The sequence below is a fragment of the Bradyrhizobium sp. LeoA1Lang genome (genome assembly GCF_055413685.1).
On the sequence record NZ_JBVAPG010000064.1, the window covers coordinates 1 to 23,429 of the forward strand.

18 protein-coding genes and 2 pseudogenes are annotated in these 23,429 nt (G+C 62.4%); 7 read left to right on the forward strand and 13 right to left on the reverse strand.

Features of this window, described 5'->3' with window-relative positions; translation table 11 throughout:
- A pseudogene (locus ACZYOF_RS21665) lies at positions 1–107 on the forward strand (IS5/IS1182 family transposase); the annotation flags it as partial.
- Between the two features lie 240 nt (positions 108–347).
- Here the strand turns inward: ACZYOF_RS21665 and ACZYOF_RS21670 are convergent.
- The 3 genes from ACZYOF_RS21670 to ACZYOF_RS21680 all read right to left on the reverse strand — a co-directional run bounded on the left by ACZYOF_RS21670 (position 348) and on the right by ACZYOF_RS21680 (position 2,494).
- Entirely contained in the window at positions 348–1,217 is an 870-nt protein-coding gene (locus tag ACZYOF_RS21670) for a class II fructose-bisphosphate aldolase (RefSeq protein WP_282526417.1), read from the reverse strand.
- 349 nt (positions 1,218–1,566) lie between these two features.
- Positions 1,567–2,073 carry a YkgB family protein gene (locus ACZYOF_RS21675; protein WP_130584139.1) on the reverse strand — a complete coding sequence of 169 codons (507 nt, stop codon included), beginning with the start codon at positions 2,071–2,073 and terminating at the stop codon, positions 1,567–1,569.
- A 43-nt stretch (positions 2,074–2,116) separates the two neighbouring features.
- Complete coding sequence (locus ACZYOF_RS21680) at positions 2,117–2,494, reverse strand: carboxymuconolactone decarboxylase family protein (protein ID WP_463717052.1); 378 nt, start codon at positions 2,492–2,494, stop codon at positions 2,117–2,119.
- Between the two features lie 291 nt (positions 2,495–2,785).
- Between ACZYOF_RS21680 and ACZYOF_RS21685 the strand changes: the two genes are divergently transcribed.
- Complete coding sequence (locus ACZYOF_RS21685) at positions 2,786–3,829, forward strand: AraC family transcriptional regulator (protein WP_463717053.1); 1,044 nt, start codon at positions 2,786–2,788, stop codon at positions 3,827–3,829.
- Positions 3,830–3,855: 26 nt separating this feature from the next.
- Here the strand turns inward: ACZYOF_RS21685 and ACZYOF_RS21690 are convergent.
- From ACZYOF_RS21690 to ACZYOF_RS21720, 7 genes and pseudogenes are all read right to left on the reverse strand, one after another.
- Positions 3,856–4,035: pseudogene (locus tag ACZYOF_RS21690) on the reverse strand (alkene reductase); the annotation flags it as partial.
- 174 nt (positions 4,036–4,209) lie between these two features.
- Positions 4,210–4,527, reverse strand: a complete 318-nt coding sequence (locus ACZYOF_RS21695; RefSeq protein ID WP_130580006.1) for a hypothetical protein — start codon at positions 4,525–4,527, stop codon at positions 4,210–4,212.
- Between the two features lie 1,473 nt (positions 4,528–6,000).
- On the reverse strand, positions 6,001–7,512 hold the full coding sequence (locus tag ACZYOF_RS21700) for a DUF1254 domain-containing protein (protein WP_463717054.1): 1,512 nt from the start codon (positions 7,510–7,512) through the stop codon (positions 6,001–6,003).
- Positions 7,513–7,736: 224 nt separating this feature from the next.
- The gene (locus ACZYOF_RS21705; protein WP_130580004.1) at positions 7,737–8,090 is read right to left on the reverse strand and encodes an HdeA/HdeB family chaperone; all 354 of its coding nucleotides are present in this window, start codon (positions 8,088–8,090) and stop codon (positions 7,737–7,739) included.
- 50 nt (positions 8,091–8,140) lie between these two features.
- Complete coding sequence (locus ACZYOF_RS21710) at positions 8,141–8,632, reverse strand: DUF992 domain-containing protein (RefSeq protein WP_394569523.1); 492 nt, start codon at positions 8,630–8,632, stop codon at positions 8,141–8,143.
- Between the two features lie 79 nt (positions 8,633–8,711).
- Positions 8,712–8,969, reverse strand: coding sequence for a hypothetical protein (locus ACZYOF_RS21715; RefSeq protein ID WP_130580003.1), 258 nt, complete (start codon positions 8,967–8,969; stop codon positions 8,712–8,714).
- A gap of 354 nt (positions 8,970–9,323) precedes the next feature.
- The gene (locus ACZYOF_RS21720; protein WP_130580002.1) at positions 9,324–10,112 is read right to left on the reverse strand and encodes a DUF2092 domain-containing protein; all 789 of its coding nucleotides are present in this window, start codon (positions 10,110–10,112) and stop codon (positions 9,324–9,326) included.
- A gap of 195 nt (positions 10,113–10,307) precedes the next feature.
- On the opposite strand from ACZYOF_RS21720, the gene ACZYOF_RS21725 reads away from it, so the two are divergent.
- The 3 genes from ACZYOF_RS21725 (at position 10,308) to ACZYOF_RS21735 (ending at position 16,326) form a co-directional block, all read left to right on the forward strand.
- Positions 10,308–11,276, forward strand: coding sequence for a helix-turn-helix domain-containing protein (locus tag ACZYOF_RS21725; protein ID WP_130580001.1), 969 nt, complete (start codon positions 10,308–10,310; stop codon positions 11,274–11,276).
- A 1,167-nt stretch (positions 11,277–12,443) separates the two neighbouring features.
- The gene (locus tag ACZYOF_RS21730) at positions 12,444–13,817 is read left to right on the forward strand and encodes a cation diffusion facilitator family transporter (protein WP_463717055.1); all 1,374 of its coding nucleotides are present in this window, start codon (positions 12,444–12,446) and stop codon (positions 13,815–13,817) included.
- Between the two features lie 193 nt (positions 13,818–14,010).
- Positions 14,011–16,326, forward strand: coding sequence for a sensor histidine kinase (locus ACZYOF_RS21735; RefSeq protein WP_463717056.1), 2,316 nt, complete (start codon positions 14,011–14,013; stop codon positions 16,324–16,326).
- A 3-nt stretch (positions 16,327–16,329) separates the two neighbouring features.
- Here the strand turns inward: ACZYOF_RS21735 and mdoH are convergent, their stop codons facing one another.
- From mdoH to ACZYOF_RS21750, 3 genes are all read right to left on the reverse strand, one after another.
- Positions 16,330–18,480, reverse strand: a complete 2,151-nt coding sequence (mdoH, locus tag ACZYOF_RS21740; protein ID WP_463717057.1) for a glucans biosynthesis glucosyltransferase MdoH — start codon at positions 18,478–18,480, stop codon at positions 16,330–16,332.
- Positions 18,468–19,937, reverse strand: coding sequence for a glucan biosynthesis protein G (locus ACZYOF_RS21745; RefSeq protein WP_463702531.1), 1,470 nt, complete (start codon positions 19,935–19,937; stop codon positions 18,468–18,470). The genes mdoH and ACZYOF_RS21745 overlap by 13 nt, the downstream gene beginning before the upstream one ends.
- Positions 19,938–20,240: 303 nt before the next feature.
- Complete coding sequence (locus tag ACZYOF_RS21750) at positions 20,241–21,155, reverse strand: LysR family transcriptional regulator (RefSeq protein WP_130579997.1); 915 nt, start codon at positions 21,153–21,155, stop codon at positions 20,241–20,243.
- A 237-nt stretch (positions 21,156–21,392) separates the two neighbouring features.
- Here ACZYOF_RS21750 and ACZYOF_RS21755 point away from each other — a divergent pair, with 237 nt between their 5' ends.
- Complete coding sequence (locus tag ACZYOF_RS21755) at positions 21,393–21,869, forward strand: formate dehydrogenase subunit gamma (protein ID WP_282526279.1); 477 nt, start codon at positions 21,393–21,395, stop codon at positions 21,867–21,869.
- Positions 21,866–23,422, forward strand: a complete 1,557-nt coding sequence (locus ACZYOF_RS21760) for a formate dehydrogenase beta subunit (protein ID WP_463717058.1) — start codon at positions 21,866–21,868, stop codon at positions 23,420–23,422. Before ACZYOF_RS21755 ends, ACZYOF_RS21760 begins: the two co-directional genes overlap by 4 nt.
- The last annotated feature ends 7 nt before the right edge of the window (positions 23,423–23,429 follow it).

A 23,429-nucleotide genomic window follows, 5' to 3' on the forward strand; every position in this document is an offset into this window, starting at 1 on the left:
TCTCGAAACTGAAGCGTTTCAGGCGCGTTGCTACGCGCTACGAAAAAACCGCACGAAATTACTTCGCTGTCGTCGCTATCGCCGCAACTCTGCTCTGGCTAAGATAACTGTCCACGCGACCTAGAGCATGATCCGGAAAAGTGTGAAACGGTTTTCCGAAAAGATCATGCTCAAACAATAACCTAAAGCGCGATGATGATTCATCCTCATCTCATCGCGCTTTAGTCAACTCGAATTACGGTGACGGTGCATTAAATCGGTGCCGGGATCCGGGCCGGTCGTGGAGCGTAATGAGGTGCGCGCCTCGGATAACGAGGAGCGATTTTACCGAGACCGAGCTCTATGAGCTACTTATCGCCGTTGAACAGGCTCAAGCGTGAGCGAGCTACGTTTTTCACCGATTCCACTGCGAACGGCAGGATCTTATAAGGGACGACTTCGTAGGGCTGTTGGGCCAAACCCTCCTCCAAGCCGCGTCTCCAGGCAACCCGCAATTCAGTATTGATGTGGATGATATTGATCCCAGCGGCGATTGCCTTCCGCAAGTCTTCGTCGTCGGTTCCCGATCCGCCATGCAGGGTAAGTGGCACTTGGGCCGCGCTCTTGATCTGGGCGATTCTCTGGATATCCAACCGCTTCCGTGTTTGTCCCTGCACCATGCTCTTTAGCATCCCGTGCATGTTGCCCACGGCCGGAGCGAGGATGTCGACCCCTGTAGACTCGACAAACTGTCTCGCTTCTGCAGGAGATGTTAAGCCCCTCGACAAGTCGGGAGCCTCTTCATGTATTTCAGAACCGGTTCCAATGTCGCCGATCTCTCCCTCGACAAGGACGTCAGAATTGATTGTTTTGAGGGCTTCGACCGCTTCTTTTGTTTGCCGTACGTTCTGCTCGAACGGCAGCGCGGAAAGATCGAAGACGATGGCGTCAAATCCAGCCCTGACCGCTTCTATGGCCTTTGCCAGGGAATGCGTATGATCTGCGTTAAGAAATAATGGGCAGTCGCATTCCTCACGCAACCTCCGCACCAGAGCCGCAATTTCGGAGACTCCGAAAAACTCCCGTTCGCCCTCGGATGCACCGACCACCACTGGGACCTTAAGTTCCTGTCCGGCTGCCGACACCGCCTTCAATAGAACCCAATCGCCGACGTTGAAATGGCCGATCGCGGCACCGTCTTTCTGACTCTGCTCCAAAGCATCCCGCAATCCATGCATCAAGAGCCTCCTCATCAATGTTGCTGCGTGGCGCTCTGCACCGTATTCGCATAGCTGGGTCTCCTGTTGCCTCTCGCAAGACACGAAACACGGGCATTTGAATGCAGGGGCGCTCAATCCATTGCGGCCGGTGAGAAGCTGTTGCAATCTGGCAGTGACAACGATAGCCGACACCGCGATGATGCGGGAAGAAGATATCGGCCGTCGGCTTCGTGGCGTGGGCAAAGACACACTTGCGCCGTGCCTACCATCGGGAGTTCTCCGCCGCGCCCGTTCGGCAGTTTCGACCGCGCAATCGCCGGCGAGGGAGAAGCTCGCCGGCGACGCATCGCCATCAGCAGAGTGCCACCTATTGCCGCATCAGGCGGACCACGTCCTGCCTCAGCAGGTAGAGCGAGACGGCGAGCAGAACGACGTCCTTCATCAGGAAAGGCACGTTGCCCGTCATCGCAGGGAAGCCTCCCGCGGTGATATCCCAGCCCTCAGGCATGAACGGAATGATGGTGACGGTTGCGATGAAGGTGCCGGTCGAGCCCAGCGCGCCGAGAACGCCGAACTTCTTGTCCCAGAAGCCCGCCAGCAGCAAGGTCCCGAACGTCCACTCTGAGACGCCCAGGAAGTAGCTGGCGCCGGCGTGGCCGAATACGGGATAGAGCCACCAGATCAGAGGGCCATTGCTGATGAACGGAACCAGTCGTTCGAATTCGTACGGAAACCACTTCTGGTAACCGAAGAAGAAAAACATGATCACCATCGAGGCCCGGACGACGTGATAGTCGAGGTCTTCCGCGAGCAGGCCGGACCTGTGCAGCGCGCGAACAAGCGGATTTTGAGTGGTGTTGGTAATCGTGGTCATGGTCGTGATCCTTTCATCCAAGATCTGACTGAGCGCAGTTGCGTCACGCCACTGCCGGGAAGTCGATCTCGGTGTCGTTGATGCGGTTGAAGACGTTGGTGAAGACGGTGGTCGCGAAGGCCAGGCTGATCTCGACCAACTGCGCGTCGCTGTAACCGGCGGCCTTGATCGCGGCGAAATCCTCGTCACTGACGGTGCCGCTGGACTGCGCGAGCTTGCGGACGAAGCCGACCAGTGCGTCGCGCTTGGCGTCGCCGGTGGGCTGGCCCTCGCGGATCTGCTTCAGCACCTCCGGCTTCGCGCCGGCGAGCTTGGCGAGATAGCTGTGGGCAGCGACGCAGTAATCGCAGCCGCCGGCGGCGCTGATGATGAGCTTGATGACCTCCTGATCGCGCTTGGTCAGTGTGCCGGTGGCGAGCACTGCATCGGCGGCCAGGACCGACTTTAGTGCAGCGGGGGCCGTGCGCGGCGATGGCGGCGAAGGTGTTCGGGACGCTCCCGATCGCCTACTTGATCTGGGCATAGACTTGGCCCGACGGGCCGATGTCGGATTCGAGATTGGGGATTGAGAGACGGGACATGGTCGCACTCCTTGATTGGGGGTGTGAACGATCGTGGAGTGACAGTATGACCGCGCCGCGATACTTTGAATGTCATAAAATCTCGAATATATGCCCTATCGTCTCATGGCGATAACTTCCGGAGGGACGCGATGGATTGGCTTAGCCAGCTCTTCGAGATGATGCCGGTGCGCGGGTGGCTCGACCTGCGCTGCAATTATGGCGCTCCATGGCGCATCGACCAGGGGCCCGGCGAGGCCAACGAAATCCCGTACCACGCCGTGCTCGCCGGCTCCGCGCTGCTGGAGGACCCGGCGGGAGGAAGGCCGCTGCAGCTGAAGCCCGGCGACATTCTGCTACTCCCCGGCAATCCTCGTCACATCATGCACGACGACAGCGGGGCCGCGCCGCTGCCGGCCCGCAACCGTGCGGCCCTCAACTTCACGATCAGCGAAAATCTCGGATCGGACGAACGGCTCGATCTGTTGTGCGGTCACTTCGCCGTCGCGCCGCCGCACGACCGCCTGCTGCGCAGCTATCTGCCGCCGCGCCTGGTCGTGCATGCCGGCACTCACGCCGGAAAGGAAACAGCCGCGCAGCTCGCAGGCCTCGTCGCGCTGATGCGGAGCGAGTCGGCGGACGATCACCTGGGCGGCCGCGCCATGCTGAACGCGCTGTCGACGGCGATGTTCGCGCTTGTGCTGCGGCTCGCGAGCGAGACCCAAGACGCCCCGCGGGGTCTTCTTGCCCTGGCCGGTCATCCCCGCCTCGCACCGGCGGTGGCTGCTCTGTTCAACGAGCCCGCGCGGGCATGGTCGCTGCCTGACCTTGCGCGCCTCAGCAACCTGTCGCGCGCGACGCTCGCGCGGCAATTCCAGGAGAAGCTGGGAAGATCGGCCAGTGATCTCCTCACCGACATCCGCATGACGCTAGCAGCCAACGAACTCAAGAAGTCTTCGCTTTCGACCGGCGCTGTGGCAGAGGCAGTAGGCTATCAATCGGAAGCGGCCTTCCAGCGCGCCTTCAAGAGCCACATGGGCGTCACTCCGGCGCAGTGGCGCAAGATGCAGGCGCCATCTGGCCGGGACCTCTTCGCAAGGCCCGTAACACCCATCGAAGGGAAGCCTGCGGAAGCAGCCGAAGCGACTACGATTGACGAGTCTAGCCAACGAGAGGCGGCGATGCGTCCTCGCTGACCTAGAAGATGAAGGCGCGATGCCGGTCAGGCCGCCGCTGCCGCCTCGGCAGTCGGGTAATCCGTGTAGCCGCGCGCACCGCCACCGTAGAAGGTCGACCGATCGTGGTGGTTGAGCGCAAGGCCGCGCCGCAGCCACCCGGGCAGATCCGGATTGGAGATGCAGTGACGGCCGAATGCAACGAGGTCGGCGTCCCCGGCCGCGACGAGGCTCGACCTTGCCTTGCATCACGGTTCTCGTTTGAGTGTTTACGTGGAGGACGGCGGCCGCCATTCGTTTCGTTGAACTCACACCCAGAAAGCTAAAGAAGGCAGCCGTGCCGGGTAGCGGGTCCGTTGGACTAGTGATTATTCCCGCCGGGAATGACCGTTGTGGAACGGTCAACATCCGCGGCAGATGATCAGCTTCCGGTCCAGTTCCTGGTCGAACTGCTGTTGCTGACGCTCCCATGCCGCGACGGCCTCGTGCCGGGGGACATCGGCTTGGTGCGGTTGCCGATGGCCGACCGGAGCAAGCCAAGGCCGCTGCGCGGTCAGCACGGCCGGCGCTTGGTCTGCAGTCTGGCTAATTGGCAGATCGGGGAAAACGCGGACGACATCGTACTGATAGGCCGCATGCGCCGGCGAAAGCATTCCGACAAAGACGAGGCCTGCCCTTGCCGTGCTGATTGCGCGCTTCAGAATCGAGATGCGGGACATGGCGACACTCCTTTGGAGGAGGCTCGGGGTGAGCAACTCCGTTGCGTGTCACCGTACTCATTGTCCCAAAAGGCTGAATGCCGCCCGGGATCGAAGACATGCTCGTTCGTCTCGTGATGAGCGAGCGCAGCGGGCTTGAGTGCAGCGGCGGCCAGTCGCGCGTGATATAGTGCTGGCCTCGGAAGGCAGGCATTCACAAGCTAACGTGGACCAATGCCACTACCGTCAACATGAGCGATCTCGCACCCAAACGCATCGCGTCGAGCCGAGATAATGCTCGGCTGGGACTGATGCCGACGCTCTTGCTAAGTATGCGATTGCTTGTGTTGATTTCAGTCAGTTCAATTCTAGCTTTGAATTGGATCACCGGCCGAGTCGATCACCCTGATCAGCCGCGAGATTTTTGAGATGCTCCCGGACGGCTTTCACTGCATCAGCCGGGGAACGCATCTCGTCAAAGGCAAGCACGAGGGCCTCGAGGTGTATCAACTCGTCGACACGGCGAAAGATGTCGCGCGCAGTACGGTATGACCCAGTCCGTGCTCAGTTGTGGACTATGTGTGGACCGTTTAGTGCTTTTTGTCCGGTTCGGGTCATTTTCGACCGATGCCGCGGGCTCTGCCTACCACTTGATGTCCGCTCTGCTCCAAAACGGTTGTCGGGCCGAGCATTGTGTTTGACCTGACGGTTGTGATGCAAGCTCATAAGCCGTGGGGTCCGAATGATGCGCTACGAGCTCGCGACTATGAATGGGCCGCAATCAAGCTTGACGTGTAAACCTGTCGGCACCGCCTTCTAGGCGATTCCAATTACGGTGACCGTGTACTTAATCGGTGCCGGGTCATGAATGTATTCAAGCATCAGTTGGCGGTCGTCGATCCAGTCCGCGCGATGGTCCGCACCTGGTCGACGGGATCGCCGCGCACCATAAACCGCCGACCGCGCCGCAGCCGAAGCCCAACACCGAGAGCTGCATTCCCGTGCGTCCAAAGACCCGCAATTGCATCGCTGTGCCTCCGGCTGATTGAAGATTATGCGATATCGAACGTCGGCTACTCAACCGCAACATTTGCCGCGTGGTGATTGGCCCTCACTTTTCGATTTCCGGCCCTCTGACTGCGGCCAGCACGTATTAGCCATCAAGCGGTGAGCGGCTTTTCGGACCAGGGCGGATTGGGCCGCCTTCTCACGCTGGGGCAACGCAGCGAAGCGACGTCCGCTTTGCCCTAGAGCGACGCGGTTACCTTTTGACAGCAAAACAACGTGATGGGCCAGAAGCTGACATTGGCCGCACAGTATCGCCGGAAACAGCGTGGTGCCGTAAGGAATTTTCGCTGGCTAGAATCAGCTTCCTATCCACAGTGAGCGCTCGGTTTGTTGCCGGCGTTTCGAAGGTCTGATGCCGTGCAAGGCGACTATCAGCTATCAGCGGCTGCTTGCCGGCGCCCTCACCGAGCGCCGGCAAGGCGCCCGTCAATTTACCAACTCGAAATCACCGGGCTTCCAGGACTTGTTGAACCACGGCTCGAGCGGTCCGTAGAGCCGCAAGAGTGAATTCCATCCCTTGCCGGGTACCGTTTCGACCCAGTTGCTCTCCTGGCCGGCCGGCGCCTTCGGGCCGAACCAGATCGTCACCGAGCCGTCCGCATTCTTTTTGATGCTTGGCTGGTTGCTGTCGATACCGGCGAGCTTCTGGTTGGTTTCCAGCATCGAGCGGGTCTGATTGTCGTAAACGGTGAAAGACCAGAATTGATTGACCGGAACCGGCGCCGGTAAGGTGATCTTGTAGGTCTTGCCGCCTTCGAGATAGCTCCCCTGGGAATCGCGGGCGGAATACGCGTAAGCAGAGCCGCTTCCGGGGCTTGCTGCCGCCATCGCCGGCGTAATCCCGGTCGCGTAATAATGAAACAATGACCGCGCATCCAGATTGTAGGCGCCGTTGTCCATGAACTGATAGCTGCCGCCCGGAAAAGCCGTCCCCCATTCACGGTCGGGATAGATCTTCACGCGCGGATCCCGCGGCGCAAATACGGTGGCGCGCGCTGCGGCATTGGCGACGGCGACGGCGTCCGTGAGAATCGCCTTCATGCGCGCATCCGGAGCGAATGGCTCGCCCTTCTTGATGCCGACTGCGGCAAAGAGACCCATCGTTTCCGGTCCGGCAAATCCCGCCGGCTCATTCTGGACCACGGCGTTGAGTTCTTCGTAAAAATGGAAGGTGTTGGCATGAACCGTATTGAACTTCATGCCGGATGTGTTGACGAATTTCTGCGCGGGTGGCCTGGCCGCAGCCGATAGCGGGTAAACACGAGCGTTCGCCTTGACGCCTTTTACCGCGCCGGCAACGTCGCCCTTCTCGACAAAGGCGCGATAGAAGATGACAACACCGTTGGTCTTCGGCCGCGCAACGAAATAGCCGCTATCCGGCACAGCGTCCTTGTAGCCGGGTGGAACGAACAGATATTTGCCGCCCTTGCCCCTGTCGGGCCCGGTGAGGCCGACGTCGGTGATCCAGTGGAAGTAGGCGTCATCCGCCGGTCCAAGCACTTTGGGCGGAACCTGCACGACCATCGGACCTTTGTTCAGGTCGAGACAGAGAAACACATAGACGGTCGTCGAATTGGGCGTGAGGAATATGGAACGCGCGTCCATCAAATCTTCGGTGATCCCGATGGCGCCGTTGCGCTCGACTCCGATGCCGCTCAAGCCCTCGCATAGCCCGTAAACTGATGCGGCCGGCATACCCGACATGAAAGCTTCAACCCCCCGACCAAAATCAAGCTGGTCGTAAACTTTCTCGACCGTCTCCTTGTCCGGCAAGCCGTCGAAGAATTTCAGCGTCCCGATGCGAGTCTGCACCGTGTCGGGCGTGAGAATGTATGAGGGCACGTTCGCAGAATATTTGTGTTTCGGCAGCTCTTGAGCGAAGGCCGGGACGACGGTCGATGCCAAGATGGCAACGAGCGCCATGTAAGATAACTTCATTCGAATCCCCCTATTACTAAACATTTCGGAGTTACACCGGCGATAGGTCCATGCGTCAGCATGTCATATTGGTAGCAATGTCTGCGCCTTTTTTCGAAGTCGACATGGAGTGCGATAGCCGAGCATCGCGTCCAGATTGCGCCGTTGCGGAACCTGGCGGCCAAAGCAGCCGGCCAGCCCCGTCTTTTTTCATTCTCAACAGGGCTCAGGCTGTCGGCACTCCATCACTTCTTCATCTTGGTGCCTGCTGTCCGGTAGTCCTTGAAGACCACGTCGATCGCTTCGATGATCTTTTTGCCCGGATTAGCCTTGCAATGGACGATGACTTCGTGCTGCAGGGATTTGGCGCGGGCGACCTGCATCACGTGCTTCTTGGCAAGGCCGTTGTACCAACCGCTGTACCAGGCAGCGAGATAATCGGCGTCTTCCTGAAACGTGTTCGCCAATTGGGCGCACGTCAGCTTTTGAACATCAAGATAGCCGTCGCGGTCCGCGTAGGTTTTGAGTTCGACCTGGGCTAAAGCCGGTCCCGCAGTGAGGGTAACCGCGCAGCATAGGATGAGTTTCTTCGCAATCATTTGGACAATTCCTTCTGTTGTTGTGACCTCACGGCGCGTGGTCGTGGCAATCAACTGACTGGTTGGAGCTTCATTCTCGCAACGCCCAGCGCGAGGTTGGCGCCGACCTGCCCTTCCACCGACAGCGGCTGTAACGAGACGGACTTGCGCGTGCCGCCGACGAGCAGGTTGGCACCGACACCGACGCCGACCGAAATGTCGCCGCTGGCACCGACGAATTCGCCGGCCAATGCGCCAGACGGGACCGTGGGCGTGCTCGCCAGCACCGCCCATGCCATCACGCCTCCTGCAGTCACGCCGAGGTCAAGGCCCAGGCGTCCGATGGTGCCGACATAATTCTGGGTCCGGCCGGACTCGGATTTGAACTGGCAGGCCAGCCTCTGGCGTGACCCGACCACCAGGCCGACGCTCGCCGAAGTTCGACAAGTGAGTACACCTTGACGGATGGTGTTACCCTGCGCCGAGGCCGGTATCACCGCAATCAATGACACGACGCTCGAAGCAAACAGAAGACAAGGAGCGGCGCACACTTTCTGGAACATGATGATCCCCTAACGCTTCGAAAAATGGATTGATCGACATGACGGAGCGCGGCGACCCGAAAAAGCGGTCTCGGCCGTTTTAGCGCCTGCCAACCCGATTGACCGGACCGCCACGGTTCATCGGTGTTCCTGGTCGTACACCCACTCCCGAGGCACCGACGCCTGGAGTCACCACGGCTCGCGCCACCGGCCGCGGCCGCAACACGACGCCGGGTCTGACGACGCAACCAGCGGGATAGGCGATATACTGGCAGTAGACGACGGCGCTGGCCTGTTCACTGCTGGCGGTCATCAAGCCCGCTGTCAGCAGGACTGATAGTGCAATCGAACGCTTCATCGTTGCCTCCTCCCATTGTCATCCTCCTATTGTCAGCTATGAACTGGTCTCACCGGCAAACGGTGGCGATCCGTCCATAGGCGTCCACGACCTGCGTGCACGCGGGGGCGACCACCACGGGCGCAGCCACGACGGCCGCACCTGTCGCTACCGCACCGACTGCCACGGCCCTGCGTGTGGTCCGCCGGGCAACGCCCGCATAACTCATCGGCGTCAGCGGGCGGCCTACGCGCGCCTCGGCAGAAGAAACGAACGCGGCTTGGGGGGCTATCGGCAGTTGACCGTTCCACAATAGGACGGCGGCGCCAAGCATGGCACCAAGCGAGAGACGAGCGAAAGCGGTGAGACTACGGTTCATTTCCTTCCTCCTGCCATGGTGGTGCCTTCAGGCACTTCGTCGATGTCGCCGAGTTCGCCGATCGCGATCTTCTTGGCGGCCGGGTCCGGCTTGAACGCAAAAGTGTCGGCCGCGACGTCCGCCTTCCAGTCCTTGATCCGGAGGGTATATTGCGGCGCCTGGCCGGTCCCCTTGCTGGTGATGACATATTTGCGCGGGATCGGCCTAGCGCCGGATTCGATCCATATCTGCCAGTCGGTCTCCATGTTGCGGAAGGCAAGATGGTCGCACTCGACGCCGTCGATGACGCCCTTGCCAATCACGGCAGCCTCGACCACGTCGAGCATCATGACATTGAAGACGTTGGACAGCAGCAGGTCGGCCCCGGGAGCGACCACACCGTGCTTTTCCCGCAGACCGTCGATCAATTCCTCCGCGGTACCGGGCGCTTCGATCTGAGCGTAATCCTTGTTGTCCTTGTCGTTTATGGTCAGCATCTTGCCGTCGAACACGATCTCGACGTCCCGGTAGCCGCCGGTGCGTGTGGCGCGCAACTTGTCCGGGCGACTCAATTGCACCTGGCCGGAGCTGGTGAACTGGATTTTCTGCAGTTGCGAAGTGATGACTTCGATGTCGGAGTCATAGGTGACGGAGATCGCCTTCTGGCTCACTACATAGTCCGTCATCGCCTTGAGGAGCTTTTCGGCATCGCCCTGCGCGCCGGCCTGCGACACGAGGGTGACGCTCGCGGTCATTATCGTGCCAAGCAGGATTGGCCACCGGATCACTTCGTGCATCTTCTTCATGGCGCGGCTCTCCCGTTCAACGTCATCATGGGGGGTACCTTCCTTCTTCCGCCGTAGAGTGAGGCACCTCGATGACGCTTTCATCTCACACGGGGAGAACGGGGGACTATCCGGATTCTGCAAAACCGGATGCGGACTATCCGCTTTCTGCAAGATCTCGTGTAAGCTGGGCCGGCATCACAAAGGGCAGCATCAATGCCGGCTTCGCTTGAAGGACAATCGACAGGGCCTCAGCTCATCGAAGCGCGGTTCGACGACATCGATGCGATGGCGGCTAGTCCGCTGGCGTGGAATCAGGAATACGAGCAGATCGGACGCGGCCGCTTTGAAGGACGCCTGATCCAGCTTCTGATGGGGCGGCTCCAACTGGCCCGCGTGCTGTGGTCGCCCGGCGTGCTGCAACGCGGCGCAGCGCCGGTCGGCACCTGGGTGTTCGGCCTTCCGCTTGCGGCAGAAGGCTCCCTGCATGTTCGCCGGAGGCCGGTCCGTCCCGGAGAACTCATCGCAGCCACCTCGCACGACGATGTCGGCTTCACGGCAACCGGACCAACAGACGCGATGGTGGTGGTGATGCCCACGCCGCTGATCGATCGATGGGTCCAGGCGCGGCGAGGCGTGGACAAGTTCAACGTCGACCTTCCCTCGCCGCGCTGGCAGGTGCCCACAGAGGAAATGAAGCGGCGCGCGTCCGCGTTGTGCGGCCTGCTTGATTCTCTCGCGAGCAAGCCGGACCATCTGGCCGGAGCCGGCCTTTCAAAGGTCGAGGAACGCATATTCGATGTCATCCTCGACATGATCCCGTCGGCCGAAGTCATCGAGCCGTTGCACAGCCGCGCCCGCATTGCGCGCGAGGTGCTGAAGGTCCTGAAGGAGCGGCTCGACGATCCGCCGAGCATTACTGATCTCTGCATCGCCGTCGGCGCGCGGGAGCGGACACTTCATCTGAGTTGCGTGGAGGCCTTCGGCCGCCCACCGGCGACGCTGCTCGCCGAACTGCGGCTCAATGCAGCCCATCGCGCCTTGTCCCGTCCGGTAAGGGAAACGAGCGTCACGTCCGTCGCCGTGCTCTACGGCTTTGCGCATTTTGGACGTTTCGCCGCCGCCTATCGGCGTCGATTCGGCGAACTGCCGTCCGTGACCTTCGCTAAGGCTCGCGGCGTCTGAAAACCCTCGGTTTCCCCGAAGAGATCCAAATGAGTGGCCTAGAAGCCAGTTATGGGTCATTTTCGACCGATTCCGCGGGCCCTACCAAATGTCCGCTTTGCTCCAAAATGTTGCCGGCCCGAGCACTGTGTTTGATCTCACGGTTGTGATTCAAGCTCACAAGTGGGGCCTCGAATCGTGGCTGCGAACTCGCGACTATGGATGGGCCGCAATCAATTACGGTGACGGTGCATTTAATCGGTGCCGGTCATCGCATGTAGTCAAGCATCGGTTGGCGGTCGTCGATCTAGCTAGATGGATTCCGGGCTCGACGCTTCGCATCGCCCCGGAATGACTGACAGCACCCGTCATTGCGAGGAGCCAACGGGTCCCGCCTCTGGCGGGCCCGATGACAGGCTCCGCGACGAAGCAATCCATGCCTCCACGCGTGGCGCTATGGATTGCTTCGCGGAGCCTGTCATCGGGCGGCGCTACGCGCCGACCCGGTGGCTCGCAATGACGACGTGGATGCTGGGTGCGACAAACTAACCCGACGGGCAAATCAGCAAAAACCTGTCGAGTCCGCGCGGAAAAAATATTTCTGTTTTTCCGAAATGCAAATCAGTCTAATAGTTCGCGCGTCTCACCCGATTGAGGGGCGCTTCGCGATCGTCACGAGTGTTGCGGTGGGATGCGATGGACGCGGATTGCGCAACGGACGAGTGCGCATGAGGCGGACGGCGAAGTCGTGTGGTCCTGACGCCCCGACGCTGGCGTCAAGTCCGTGAGAAGCTAACGCCTCTCACGGGCGACGGTGGCAAGAAGCCCGGTCTCACCGAGGAGAGCACGATATAAGCCGTAAAACCATTGCGCAGGGAATGCCGGAGTGCTTCCGCTGAACCTGTATGCTCGTGTGCACTTCTTTGTGCACTTATGCACACGAGACCGCGGGTGCAGCGCGCACCCGGCGTTCCCTGCGCCCTCTTGGTTCTGGGCGAATGATTTTGCAAAGCTCGGGTGAAACGCGCCGCGAGAATGTGGAGCTGCATCTGAAATGTGTCTGGTGAACTTACGCAAAACATTTTCTGGACTCGGAATAATTCGCAACAACCTGCTGCTGCGAGTGAGTGGCGATTGCGACTGCGATCGGCGCTTGATGTTAGCGGGTGGGCTGCTACACCGCGGCACATGAGCGCTCACAACGTCAAATCCTCGGTCGCTGCGATCTCGGTCTTCGCCAGCGGTGGCATGGCCGCGGCGAAATTCGTCGTCGGGATCGCGATCGGCTCGCTGGCGCTGATCTCGGAGGCCCTGCACTCCTCGGTCGACCTGATCGCGACCATCATCACCTGGGCGGTGGTGCGGGTGTCCGACCTGCCCGCGGACGAAGAGCATCATTACGGCCACGGCAAGCTCGAAAGCGTCTCCGCGCTCGGCGTCATCGCCCTGCTCTACGTGCTCGCGGGCGGCATCCTGGTCGAGGCCTATAGCCGGCTGAGCGAAGGCGCGCCGCCGCCGTCGATCTCCGCGATCCCCTTCGTGGTCCTCATCATCGACATCGTCGTCAACCTGTGGCGGGCGCGGGCGCTGCATCGTGCGGCGCGCGAAACCAAGAGCCAGGCGCTCGCAGCCGACGCGCTGCATTTCGCCTCCGACGTGATGGGCTCCTTTGCCGTTATCATCGGCCTCATCCTCGCCGGGCTCGGCTTCTGGTGGGGCGACGCCGCCGCGGCCATCGCTGTCGCCGTCATGATCGCCCTGCTCGGCCTGCGGATGGCGCGCTCGACCGTGGAGACGCTGACCGACCGGGCTCCGGAAGGCGTGCTTGAGAAGGCGACCGCGGCGATCCGGAACCTGCCCGGTGTCGTCGAGGTCGAGCGGCTGCGCGTGCGCATGGTCGGCCCGACCTATTTCATCGACGCCATCGCCAAGGTGCCGCGCACCATTCCGATCGACCGCGTCGAAGAGATCAAGCGCAGGGCGCAGGCCGCGGTCGCCGGCGTGCTTGGCGATGCCGACCTCACCTTCACCGCGGTGCCGGTCGCACGCGACAATGAGAGCGTGCGCGAGCGCATCATGGTGATCGCGCGCAATTCCGGTCTTGCCATCCATCACGTCACCGTGCACGCGCTCGGTGAGAAGCTGATCGTCAGCATCGACCTCGAAGTCGATGGCGAGATGGAGCTCACCACGGCCCATGCCATCGCCCACGACCTCGAACGCGCGATCCGCGAGGACTTCGGCGAGGACGTCGAGGTCGACACCCATATCGAGCCGCTCGAGCCGGAATTGCCGTGGGGCAGCGACGCCACACCCGATCGCGTCGAGACCATCAGGGAGGCGCTGACGCGCTTTGCCGCTGATGGCCCGATCCATGACATCCACAATGTGCGTGTCCGCGACTCCGACGCCGGCGAGATCGTCAACTTCCACTGCCGGGCCGCCCCGTCGATGAGCGTCATCAAGGTGCATGAGGGAGTCGACGCGATCGAGCGCGCGCTGCGCCGCGCCTTCCCCACCATCAAGCGCGTGATCAGCCACGCCGAGCCGCCGCATTTGTAGGAACCGTCAACGTTCTCGTTTCGGACTCTGTTTTGAGAGCCGAGATTCTGTCTTGGACAAGAATTATTTCGCATTAACGAATCGTTGACTCTCGACACGCCGGGAAAACTGGATTCAAATCACATTGATTCGGGAGCGACGTGGGGTTGGCTTCCGACGGTGTGCAAATCAGATTGCGGTGGGGGTCTAGGGCATGGCGCGTGCGCATGCGGCGAACGCGTGCGTTCAATCCGATTCGATCAAGGGATTGGCGCAATCGATCGCGAAACCTGACTACCACAGGCTCTTGACCGCTGAGCCTGCGTTGCGTCGGGCCGTGCCCACGCTCATCATCGCCTTCCTGATCACGATCTGCCTCGGCGCCTTCGTCCAGGTGGTCGACCAGAACCGGCAGAAGCGCGCTGCCCTGAAGCGCGACCTCTCCGCCCTCTCCGATATCCTCGCCGAGCGGCTCGATCGCCTGACCTCGAGCCGCCGCGAACGCCTTGGCAATATCGAGCAGTTGCAGAGCCTGCTGCCCGATCTCATCCCGTCCTGGGGCATCGCCAGGGGCCGCCACATCATCGTCACGAGCGCCGACCACCGCATGCTCGCTCGCGCCCCGATCGACAGGCTCGGCGAGAACGACCGGGTGCTCGACATCGTCTCCACCGCGCAACTGCTCGCCGCGCCGAGCCAGCAGGGCCTCCTCGCCGACATGCTTCTGCCGAATGGCGACGGCGCGCTGGCCATCTCGGTTCAGGTGAGATCGCTGCCCGGCCAGGTGATCGTGATCCAGGAGATGAACGAGCCGATCTGGGGATCGGACGCCGCGCTCTCGGTCACGCTCTCGGCGACCACGGGCTTCGTCGTGCTCATCCTCGGCTTTGCCTTCCACTGGCAGTCGACCCGCGCCCGCGAGGGCGATCTCATCAATGACGCCGTCCGCGGCCGGATCGACACCGCGCTCAACCGCGGCCGCTGCGGCCTGTGGGACTGGGACCTCTCGCGCGGCCGCATCTTCTGGTCGCAGTCGATGTTCACCCTGCTCGGCCTCGAATCCCGCAACGACCTCCTGACCTTCGGCGAAGTCAACGCGCTGGTGAAATCCGACGACATCGATCTGTTCGACATCGCCGACCAGCTCATCTCCGGCAAGATCGACCACATCGACCAGTCGTTCCGCATGCAGCACACCGAGGGCCACTGGATCTGGCTGCGCGTGCGCTGCGAGCTTAGCCAGGCCACCGCCGACGGCGCCCTGCACCTGATCGGGATCGCGGTCGACATCACCGAGCAGAAGAGCCTCGCCGAGAAGACGGTGGAAGCAGACCTGCGGCTGCGCGACGCCATCGAGACCATTCCGGAAGCCTTCGTGCTCTGGGATGCCGAGGACCGCCTCGTGCTCTGCAACTCGCACTTCCAGCGCCTGCACAAGCTGCCGGATTCGGCCGTTGCCCCCGGGACCTCCTACGAGACCGTGATCGAGGTCGGCAGCATGCCGGAGGTGCGCACGCGGTTGCACGAGACCGGCGTGCCGATGCCGGGCGCGCGCACCTTCGAGGCGCAGCTCGACGACGGGAAGTGGCTGCATATCTCCGAGCGCCGCACCAAGGACGGCGGCTACGTCTCCGTCGGCACCGACATCACCCGCATCAAGGCGCACGAGCAGAAGCTCGTCGACAACGACCTGCGCCTGCGCGCCTCCGTCGTCGATCTGAAGCGCTCGCAGTCCGAGCTCGAGCGGCAGGCGCTCGAGCTCGCCGACCTCGCGGAGAAGTATTCGCAGGAGAAGACGCGGGCCGAGGAAGCCAACGCCGCCAAGTCGAAATTCCTCGCCAATATGAGCCACGAGCTGCGCACGCCGCTGAACGCGATCATCGGCTTCTCCGAGATCATGGGCAGCGGCATGTTCGGCGCGCTCGGCTCGGACAAGTATCAGGAATATTGTCACGACATCCTCACCAGCGGCAAATATCTGCTCGACGTCATCAACGACATCCTCGACATGTCGAAGATCGAAGCCGGCCGCATGAAGCTCGACCTGGAGCCGCTCGATCTGTCGAGGACGCTCGCGGAATCGCTGCGCGTGGTGTCGGGGCGTGCGCAGGCCAAGAAGCTGACGCTCGATGCCGACATCGAACGCACGATTCCCGTGGTGGCCGACCGCCGCGCGATCAAGCAGATCGTCGTCAACCTGCTCTCCAATGCGGTGAAGTTCACGCCCGACAATGGCCGGGTGATCGTGCGCAGCCAGGTGCTGGACGATCGCATCGTGATGCTGATCGCCGACACCGGGATCGGCATCGCACAGGACTCGCTGCAGCGCCTCGGCAAGCCGTTCGAGCAGGTCGAGAGCCAGCTCACCAAGACCTATCAGGGTTCGGGCCTCGGCCTTGCGATCGCGCGCTCGCTGACCAGCCTGCACGGCGGCTCGATGAAGCTGCGCTCGAAGCTCGGCGTCGGCACCGTCGTCCGCATCGCCCTGCCGCGCAACGCCTTTGCGGCGAGGATGCGGGAGGCGGCGTAGCTTTCACACCGCTGTCGAAGCAGCCCTTGCCAGTGGCAACTGGAGACTCGTTTCCAGCAAGGCCCGGTCATTCAGCACCGCCAGCGTCTCGCGGGCGGTGAGAGAGGCGACCGCCTGCTCGAAGGTGTCGCTCGCCTCGATGCGGGCGCGGGCGATTGCGAGCTGCGAGTCGATTTCCTCCGGTCGCCGGCGCGTCGGTGGGGGAAGCGAGCGGAGATGTTGCCTCAGGAATGACAGGTCGCGTTGCAGTTCGACCAGCGCGCGGCCGCGATCAACCGAAGGCGATGCGGCCAGTTCGTTTGCGCGGGTCAGCACGGCCGGCGGCGCGACCTCCTCCGGTGTCGCAAACAGCGCCCTCATCCGCGGCTTCGCCGTATAGGCGCCGATCGGAATGGCAAACAAGAGCCCGATGATGACCGGCGACATCCACAACAGCAGCGGCAGAGAGACGGCATAGGCGCTCGCGGCCATGAGCACGCCGAAGGCCGTGGGCACTCCGTATTTTCGATAGAGCTCGCGCCGCTCGACCGAGCCGTCGTCGCGGCGCTGCGTCTGCCATCCGGCGTCACGGCCAATCAGGATCTCGATCACCGCGATCGACTGGAACACCATCATTGCGGGCGCGATCATGGCGGAGATGAGCACTTCGACGATGACGCCGAGGAAAGCGCGAATGGCGCCGCCGAACCGCCGGCGCGTTTCCCGCTGCGTCAACAGCAACAGGAAGCCGAGCAGTTTCGGCACGATCAGAAGCGCCATGGTGGCGCCGAACACCCAGGCCGCGAGAACGGGGTCCTGCGCCGGCCAGTTGGGAAACAGCGAAAACCCTTTCGGAAAATATTCCGGGCGGACGAAGCGGGCCTGCAGCGAGATCAGTATCCCGAGCAGCAGGAACGTAAACCAGAGCGGCGCGGTGATATACGAACCGATCCCGGTCATGAAATGCAGGCGCGAAATCCAGTGCAATCCGCGCGTCGGCAACACGGCGAGATGCTGCAGGTTACCCTGGCACCACCTCCGGTCGCGCGCCGCGAAATCCAGTAGCGAAGGCGGCACTTCCTCGAAACTGCCGCCGAGCGTCGGCGCCATGTAGATGCCCCAGCCGGAGCGTCGCATCAGCGCGGCCTCGACAAAGTCGTGGCTCAGGATATGTCCGCCGAACGGCTTTCGCCCGTGCAGTTCCGGCAGCCCGGCAGCTTCGGCGAATGCGCTCACCCTGATGATGGCATTGTGCCCCCAGTAATTGCCTTCGGAGCCGTGCCACCAGGCAACGCCCGCTGCGATCATCGGCCCATAAAGCCGGCCCGCAAATTGCTGCAGGCGGCTGAACAGGCTTCGCGCATTGACGATGATCGGCAACGTCTGCAGCAACGCGGCCGCGGGGTTTGCCTCCATCGCATGAACCATCCGCACCATCGTGTCGCCCGTCATCAGGCTGTCGGCATCGAGGACGATCATGAACTGATAGCCGCTCCCGAAGCGGGAAACCCACTCGGCGATGTTGCCGGACTTGCGCGCGACGTTGTTGGCGCGGTGACGATAGTAGAGCCGATCGGAACCGCAGGCTTGCCGCAGTTTCAGGAAAGCGCGTTCCTCGGCGATCCAGATATCGGGATCGGTGGTGTCGCTCAGCACAAACCAGTCGAAGTGCTCGCCATGCCCGGTCGCCTCGACGGACTCGTAGATCGCACGCAGCCGAGCCATCAACTGGTTTTCGTTTTCATTATAGGTCGGCAGCAGCACCGCCGTCCGGCTCGCGATTTCGGGTAAGGCGCCGCTGGCGGCGATTTGCAGTGCGTTCCCTCTTCGGCCGAGCAGGACGAAAAAGCCCGCAAGGGCGGAGGCAAACGAGAAACCGATCCAGGCAAGCAACGCCACGAACAGCGCGAGCACCATCCATTCCAGGACGGTCACGCCCCCGACTTCGAGCACCTTGTACATCTCATAGGCGCCGGCGCCGGTGAGCGCGATGGTGGCTGCAAAGACAAATGTCCGCCGCAGCCACATGCTTGACGCCACCGGCACGGGCTGCCGCGTCGCCTGCGGCGCATGCGCGAAGTCCGATGTGATCATCTCGAGCGGATATTCGCGTGGCAGGAACCCGTCGGTGGGCGCATCCGGCGTCAGCGGCGACGACGTCGCTACGGAGCCCATCGATAAACCCACACTTCGGAAAGAGGTTTATCGTCTTGCACCAGCAAGGCTCGAAGCTCGATGGGCGTATCCTTCTTCACCGCGCATTGGAAGCTGAGCCGCCATCCACCCGTGTCAGGATTTGGTTGCGTGACGATGTTGGTGATCTCGGACTTCTCGGCGCTCACAACGCCCTTGATGCTGTTGGGATCGACACCCTTCAGGTTGTCGCCGATCAGATCCAGCACGAACAATTTGCTGTCGTCGCCACGCGCTCCGATGCCGGTGCGCACGAAGCGGGCGAGCGAATGAGGCTTCGGCATATCCGGACCCCAGTGCAGGCGATAGGTGAAATTGTTTTCGCTCTTCGCCTTCAGCGGCACCTTCGGCCGCCAGAACGCGGCAATGTTGTCGTGGATTTCCTCTTTGGTCGGAATCTCGATCAGTACGACGCCGCCCTCGCCCCAATCGCCGATCGGTTCGACCCAGAGGCTCGGGCGTGCTTCGAAACGTGACTCGATATCCTCGTAGGCGGCGAATCTCTTCTCGCGCTGCATCAGCCCGAAGCCGCGTGGATTGAGGTCCTGGAAGGTGCTGACCTGAAGATCCCGCGGATTGCTCAGGGGACGCCACAGGCTTTCACCCTTGCCGTTGAAGATCGCGAGCCCGTCGGAATCGTGCACCGAGGGGCGAAAATCGTCGACATCGTTGCGGTCATTGGGGCCGAAGAAGAACATGCTGGTCATCGGCGCCAGCCCCGCGTGCTCGAGATCGGCCCGCGGATAGAGCGACATCTCGACGTCGAACACCGTGGTCTCGCCGGGCCGCAAGGTGAAACGATAGCTGGCGGCGCAGCTCTTGCTGTCGAGCAGCGCGTGGATGACGAGCGAGGTCGCGTTCGCCGCGGGGCGTTCCAGCCAGAACGCCTTGAAGGTGGGAAATTCCTCTCCCTTCGCCTCGCCGGTATCGATCGACAATCCCCGCGCCGACAATCCGTAGGTTTCACCCTTGGCGACGGCACGGAAATAGCTCGCGCCGAGGAAGACGCAGACCTCATCGAAATAGTCGGGCTTGTTGATCGGCGCGTGGATGCGAAGGCCGGCAAAGCCGAGATCATCAGCGGCGAACGCCGGCACATCGTTGCCGAACGAGAAGTCGTCCTTGCGATAGCGGATTTCGTTGGCCTGGCCGTCGACGACTTCGAAGATGTTGACCCTGTTCTTGTAGAAGAAGCCGCGGTGAAAGAACTGCGCCTGGAACGGCAGCTTGTCGGCGCGCCAGAGCGCGCGCTCCGGCATGAAGCGGATCGAGCGATATTGATCGTAGTTCAGATCCTTCAGCTCGGCCGGCAGCTTTTCGTCGGGCGCCTCGAACGATTTGCTCGCGAGGCTGCGCGCGAGCTCCCGAACGGTGGACGCATCAAACGGAACAGTCGCGACCGCTTCGGTTCCCGGAAACAATACGAGTGTCGGCAGCACTGCCGAGCCTTGCAGTAGCTGGCGACGATTCACGAGAACTCCTCAGCATTTGGACCAGGCGCCGCATGGAAACAGCCAAGCCGTCGGCAAGTTCCATGAATGCTGGAACGTTCAGCTAAAGATTCCTCTCAGACGATCTCCGTCCCCGTCGTTTGGGAAAACTCCGCACCCGGCCGCGGCGCAGCCACGAAAATGTCCGGAACTCGTCAACAACATGAGCCGCAATTCAGGCAATAGCAAACCGCCCACGGCAGCGTCGTGGCTCACCGCCATCTTTCGCAAGCAATGGCGGTGGCGCGTTGGTCACGCGCTATGATTTGGAGATACCGACTCCAGCGTGGGGGCGACTTCGCGCGCGACCTGAACCAGGGCGGCGATCAAGGGTGTCATCGGGTCGCGCTGCGGGATCACCAGGCCGATACTGTAGTTCACCACGGGGTCGACGATCGGAATGCTGCGCACGGCGTCGGCGAGGCCGAGTGTCTCCGCGAGCTTTGCCGGCATCACGCTTGCCCAGCGCCCGGTCTTCACATGGGTGTAGAGCACGAGCAGCGAGTTCGAGGTCAGCGTCGGCGTTGCTTCCGCCCCGACTGAACGAAGTGCCCGATCGATGATGCGGCGGTTCTGCATGTCGGGCGTCAGCAGGCACAGCGGCACCTGGCCGACCTCTTTCCACGTCACAGAGTCGCGATCGCCGAACATGGCGTCGGGCGATGTCAGCAACCGATAGCTCTCGTTATAGAGACGGATGGTGCGAACCTTGCCGATCGGCTCGTTCTCGATATAGGTCAGCCCGGCATCGACCTCGAGGTTCTCCAAGAGGCCGAGCACGTCGGACGAGGTGCAGGACTGGATGCGGAAACGCACGTCGGGATGACGGGCGCGGAACGGCGTGGTGAGCGAAGCCACCATGCCGAGCACAGTCGGGATCGCCGCGATCCGGATCTCGCCGGAGAGCTTGTGCCTCAGCCCGTTGATCTCCTCCCGCATCGCGCGGGCATCGCCGACGATGCGGCGCGCCCAGTCGAGCGCGCGCTCGCCTTCGGGCGTGAAGCCCTGAAAGCGGGAGCCGCGCTGCACCAGCATCACGCCGAGGAGATCCTCGAGCTGCTTGAGGCTCGTCGACATCGTCGGCTGCGTGACGCCGCACGCCTCCGCCGCGCGGCCGAAATGCCGCTCCTTTGCGAGTGCCAACAGGAGTTCAAGCTTGTCGATCAAGAAGGCCTCATCAGCTCTGGCATGCCACTTCGAATATAACGATCACAGCCGGGACGAACACGAGAAAAAGCCGTACCGCACAAGGTGTTCTGCTACCAATTCTATTTCTATATTGATCGATTTCATATCCCAATCGATCGCTGTTCACGATCGCAGCATGAGACAGCTTTATTGATATCTGGATCGATTCCAACTTTCATGGGCGCGAGTGAAAACCCTCCGATTTGAGAGGCATGGATGACATCGGCCTACGAACCCTGGAACGAAGCGCGCGGCGCCGAGATCATCGCCGAGCATGCCGAGCTCGAAGGCGCGACGCTGGTCATCCTGCACGCCCTGCAGGAAGCCTTCGGCCACGTGCCCGAGCCCGCGATCCCGATGGTCGCTTCCACGCTCAATCTCTCGCGTGCCGAGGTCCACGGCGTGTTCACCTTCTACCATGATTTCCGCAAGGCGCCTGCAGGCCGCCATGTGCTGAAGCTGTGCCGCGCGGAGGCCTGCCAGGCCGCCGGCGGCGACGCGCTGGCCGCGCGCGCGGAAGCCAAGCTCGGCGTTGCGCTCGGCAACACCACGGCCGATGAGCGCGTGACGTTGGAGCCGATCTACTGCCTCGGCCTTTGCGCCACCGCGCCGTCAGCGATGCTGGATGGCCGCGTGGTCGGCCGGCTCAATGAGGCGCGCCTCGACGCGCTGGTCAGGGAGGCGCAGCGATGACGATGCGACTCTTTGTCCCCCGCGATGCTGGCGCGGTCGCCGTTGGCGCTGATGAGGTCGCGACGGCGCTGCAGCTCGCCGCCGAGAACCACGGCCTTGCGATCGAGATCGTCAGGACTGGCTCGCGCGGGCTCTATTGGCTGGAGCCGATGGTCGAAGTCGCAACAGCGGCGGGCCGGATCGCGTTCGGCCCGGTGAGCGCCGCGGACGCAGCTTCCCTGCTCGATGCGATGGCCGCCGACGGGCCGCATCCGTTGCGGCTGGGCGTTGCCGACGAGATCCCCTGGCTCAAGCGCCAGACCCGCCTAACCTTCGCGCGCTGCGGCGTGGTGGATCCCCACTCGGTCGAGGACTATCGCGCCCATGGCGGCTACAGGGGCCTGGAGCGGGCGCTGACGCTCTCCCCCGACGAGATCCTTGCCGACGTCACCGCCTCCGGCCTGCGCGGCCGCGGCGGCGCCGGCTTCCCGACCGGCATCAAGTGGAAGACGGTGGCGCAGGCCAGCGCCGACCGGAAGTACATCGTCTGCAATGCCGACGAAGGCGACAGCGGCACCTTCGCCGACCGCATGATCATGGAAGGCGATCCGTTCGTCGTGATCGAGGGCATGACGATCGCCGGCATCACGGTCGGCGCCACCAAGGGCTACATCTACACCCGCTCCGAATATCCGCACGCGGTCGAGGCGATGAATGCCGCGATCGCGGCGGCGAAGCGCGCCGGCTATCTCGGCGCGCGCATCGGCGGTTCCGCACATAGTTTCGATCTCGAGGTGCGCGTCGGCGCCGGCGCCTATGTTTGTGGCGAGGAGACCTCGCTGCTCGAAAGCATAGAAGGCCGCCGCGGCATCGTGCGCGCCAAGCCGCCGCTGCCCGCCCACAAGGGCCTGTTCGGGCGGCCGACTGTCATCAACAACGTGCTGTCGTTTGCGGCGATCCCGTTCATCCTCGACAACGGCGCCAAGGCTTACGCAGATTTCGGCATGGGCCGCTCGCGCGGCACGATGCCGATCCAGCTTGCCGGCAATGTGAAGCATGGCGGCCTGTTCGAGACCGCATTCGGCATCACGCTCGGCGAACTAGTCGATGAGATCGGCGGCGGCTCCTTCACCGGCCGTCCGGTGCGCGCGGTGCAAGTGGGCGGTCCCCTAGGTGCCTACTTCCCGCGCGCTCTCTTTGATACGCCGTTCGACTATGAGGCCTTTGCTGCACGCGACGGATTGATCGGCCATGGCGGCATCGTCGTGTTCGACGATAGCGTCGACATGGTCAAGCAAGCGCGCTTTGCGATGGAATTCTGCGCGATCGAATCCTGCGGCAAGTGCACGCCATGCCGCATCGGCTCGACCCGCGGCGTGGAGACCATCGAGAAGATCATCCGCGGCGAGCACGTGGCCGAAAACCTCGCCCTCGTCGAGGACCTCTGCAACACCATGAAGTTCGGCTCGCTCTGCGCGCTCGGCGGCTTCACGCCCTACCCCGTGCTGAGTGCCCTCAGGCATTTCCGGGATGATTTCGGCCCGGCACCGGCCCGCTTAGAGGCCGCGGAATAGGAAAATC

What these genes read in the sequence shown, in the direction of transcription:
- ACZYOF_RS21670 (WP_282526417.1), bottom strand. Translation starts at nt 1,217, where the DNA reads ATGCATGGATTGCGGGATGCTTTGGAGCAGAGTCAGAAAGACGGTGCC.
- ACZYOF_RS21675 (WP_130584139.1), bottom strand. Translation starts at nt 2,073, where the DNA reads ATGACCACGATTACCAACACCACTCAAAATCCGCTTGTTCGCGCGCTG.
- ACZYOF_RS21685 (WP_463717053.1), top strand. Translation starts at nt 2,786, where the DNA reads ATGGATTGGCTTAGCCAGCTCTTCGAGATGATGCCGGTGCGCGGGTGG.
- ACZYOF_RS21695 (WP_130580006.1), bottom strand. Translation starts at nt 4,527, where the DNA reads ATGTCCCGCATCTCGATTCTGAAGCGCGCAATCAGCACGGCAAGGGCA.
- ACZYOF_RS21700 (WP_463717054.1), bottom strand. Translation starts at nt 7,512, where the DNA reads ATGAAGTTATCTTACATGGCGCTCGTTGCCATCTTGGCATCGACCGTC.
- ACZYOF_RS21705 (WP_130580004.1), bottom strand. Translation starts at nt 8,090, where the DNA reads ATGATTGCGAAGAAACTCATCCTATGCTGCGCGGTTACCCTCACTGCG.
- ACZYOF_RS21710 (WP_394569523.1), bottom strand. Translation starts at nt 8,632, where the DNA reads ATGTTCCAGAAAGTGTGCGCCGCTCCTTGTCTTCTGTTTGCTTCGAGC.
- ACZYOF_RS21715 (WP_130580003.1), bottom strand. Translation starts at nt 8,969, where the DNA reads ATGAAGCGTTCGATTGCACTATCAGTCCTGCTGACAGCGGGCTTGATG.
- ACZYOF_RS21720 (WP_130580002.1), bottom strand. Translation starts at nt 10,112, where the DNA reads ATGAAGAAGATGCACGAAGTGATCCGGTGGCCAATCCTGCTTGGCACG.
- ACZYOF_RS21725 (WP_130580001.1), top strand. Translation starts at nt 10,308, where the DNA reads ATGCCGGCTTCGCTTGAAGGACAATCGACAGGGCCTCAGCTCATCGAA.
- ACZYOF_RS21730 (WP_463717055.1), top strand. Translation starts at nt 12,444, where the DNA reads ATGAGCGCTCACAACGTCAAATCCTCGGTCGCTGCGATCTCGGTCTTC.
- ACZYOF_RS21735 (WP_463717056.1), top strand. Translation starts at nt 14,011, where the DNA reads ATGGCGCGTGCGCATGCGGCGAACGCGTGCGTTCAATCCGATTCGATC.
- mdoH (WP_463717057.1), bottom strand. Translation starts at nt 18,480, where the DNA reads ATGGGCTCCGTAGCGACGTCGTCGCCGCTGACGCCGGATGCGCCCACC.
- ACZYOF_RS21755 (WP_282526279.1), top strand. Translation starts at nt 21,393, where the DNA reads ATGACATCGGCCTACGAACCCTGGAACGAAGCGCGCGGCGCCGAGATC.
- ACZYOF_RS21760 (WP_463717058.1), top strand. Translation starts at nt 21,866, where the DNA reads ATGACGATGCGACTCTTTGTCCCCCGCGATGCTGGCGCGGTCGCCGTT.